The organism is Synergistaceae bacterium (genome assembly GCA_012728235.1).
GTDB lineage: Bacteria > Synergistota > Synergistia > Synergistales > Synergistaceae > JAAYFL01.
Genome location: JAAYFL010000101.1, coordinates 1 through 2,598, shown reverse-complemented (window position 1 = coordinate 2,598; position 2,598 = coordinate 1). Strand labels below are relative to the sequence as shown.

Sequence of the window (2,598 nt, the reverse complement as noted above, 5' to 3'; positions counted from 1 at the left end):
CCCGATGAGGATGACATCGAAGAAAGCGATGAAGACAGCGAAGGTGAAGAAGAGAAGGAGGTTAAACTCAAGGAAGGCGAAAAAGAGGCATTCCTCAAATCGCTGGGCGATGAGTATCTTAAGAAATATAAAGAACTGAAAAAGGAGAGGTCACGCCTCAATAGAGAACTAGCAAAGAAAACAAAAGAACTTCAGGATAAAGTCAAGGCAATACGCGATAAGTTGACTGCCGAACAATGCGAAATCCTGGTCATGCAACTGTTGCACGAAGGATTTATAGCCGAGCTTGATAAATACCTAAATGCCGAGGTTGCTAAAACTGTGAAAGCTATTAGCGGTCTATGGGAGAAGTACCACGCCTCCGCCACTGATCTTCTTGCTGAGCGCAAAGCTGCCGAGGTTAAGCTGAACGGCTTTTTAGAGAGGCTGGGGTATATAAAATGAGTAAATGGAGATATAATGTCAAAATATCTGATTGCCTTGACATAATGTACGGCAAGGATCAGAAAATGGTCGAGGATAACGATAATGGAACATTTCCTATCCTTGGAACAGGTGGAATCATGGGTTATTCCACAAGTTACCTGTGTGACAAACCATCTGTTTTGATTGGGCGCAAAGGCACTATTGATGAACCACAATATATGGATACTCCATTTTGGACAATTGATACACTTTATTATACCGATGTTTATCCGGAAAATAGCGCTAAATACTTGTTTTATGTTTTTCAGACAATTCCGTGGAAAAAGTACAACGAAGCAACTGGTGTACCAAGTTTAGCTGGAAGTACCATCGGGAAAATAAAAATTTCCTTGCCGGCAAGTAAAAACGAACAATCTAAAATCGCCGATGTCCTCACCACTGTAGATGAAGCCATCGACAAGACCCGTGCTCTGATTGAGAAGTACAAGAATATCAAGGCAGGTATGATGCAGGATTTGTTGGGGAACGGCGATGAAGTACTTTTAGGCGACAATAGATATTTTGACATTAATCCGAGGACATCATCATTACCGCGCCGCTTTTACTACATTGATTTGGAAAGTGTTATTTCTGGAGAACTCTTGAAGCAAGACATTTTTGAAAGAATTAATGCTCCCTCAAGAGCTCAGAGATTGCTAAAACCTTACGATATTTTGTTCCAAACGGTCAGACCATATCAGCAGAACAACTACTTCTTTGAACAAGAGTTTGACCTACCCTCAGTAGCATCAACAGGCTATGCGCAAATACGAACATCACAGAATCCAAAATTCATTTACTACGCGCTTCATACAGGAAGTGTTCTTAGGAGTGTTATCGCAAAGTGTACTGGTTCGAGCTACCCAGCTATTAACTCGACGGAGTTAAAGAAGGTAAGTATTACTATGCCGTCTATTGAAGAACAGAATCGAGTGGCGAAGCAAATTTCCGCCGTAGACCAGAAAATACAAACTGAACGTAACTACCTTGCTAAACTGCAAGACATCAAGCAGGGCTTGATGCAAGACCTGCTGACGAACACCGTCAGTGTGGATGCTTTACTATAAGAAGGAGGGCAAAAATATGTCAGGCAGACCAACAGAATTAAAATATGTGGAAGAACCGTTGCTTCAGCAACTTGGGTCCCTGGGTTGGGATGTGCTGGCACTCGATGACAGCGACAAGCACGACCCTGAGAAGAGTTTTCGCGCATCCCTTGCGGAAGTCATTATCGTAAAAAAACTGAAGGCTGCGTTGGCGCGTCTCAATCCGTGGCTAAACAATACACAGATTGAAGACCTATGCGTCCAGTTACAGAACTATCTATACCCAATGGATAAACTACTGGAAAACAACATTGAAATATTTGACCGCATCGTGGAGGGCTTATCCGCTGATAATGAGGAAACCGGTGAGGTTAACTGTCCTGTGCGCATCATCGACTGGTCAGACACAGATACTTTTGATAAATCGCAGACACAAAACGACTTTCTTGCCATCAGCCAGTTCAAGGTGCGACTTCTGGGTAAAGAGGAACATATCATCCCCGATGTGGTTCTCTTTGTCAATGGTTTACCTCTTGTCGTCATAGAGTGCAAAGCCCCAGACATCGCCGAGCCGATTGCCGAAGGAATAGAGCAGTTGTTCAGATATCAAGACAGGCGTGATGCGGCAATTTCAGAAGGTGTCCCTGAACTGTTTTTCTATAACCAGTTTGTAATTTCCACATCCTATCACTCTGCTCGCTATACGAGCATCACAGGCGGCCGGAGCCACTTCATTGAGTGGAAAGATCCATATCCATATAAATTGACCGATATCAAGAAAGATGGTGTTCCATCCAGCCAAGAGGTGCTTGTTGCAGGGATGTTGGAACCTTCGCATCTGCTGGATATCGTACAAAACTATACAGTATTCATTGATGATGATGAAGGTCGCACCATCAAAATAGTGCCTCGCTATATGCAGTATCGTGGTGCGCGTAAAATCGTGGAACGCCTACGAAAAGATCAGGCAGGCGGTACTCTTTGGCATACCCAAGGCAGCGGCAAGTCCTTAACCATGATGTTTGTCATCCGCAAGATGTTTAACTCAGCAGATCTAAAGGACTATAAAATTGTCCTGCTTATCGAT

3 protein-coding genes are annotated in these 2,598 nt (G+C 43.5%); all 3 read left to right on the top strand.

Annotated features, from left to right (window positions below):
- Positions 1-444 (top strand): hypothetical protein (locus GXZ13_06555; protein NLX75474.1); only part of this gene is annotated, 444 nt, incomplete at its 5' end.
- Between the two features lie 488 nt (positions 445-932).
- A complete protein-coding gene (locus tag GXZ13_06550) occupies positions 933-1,532 on the top strand; it encodes a restriction endonuclease subunit S (protein ID NLX75473.1) in 600 nt (199 codons plus the stop codon).
- Positions 1,533-1,548: 16 nt separating this feature from the next.
- On the top strand, positions 1,549-2,598 hold a 1,050-nt coding region (locus tag GXZ13_06545; protein ID NLX75472.1), incomplete at its 3' end, for a type I restriction endonuclease subunit R.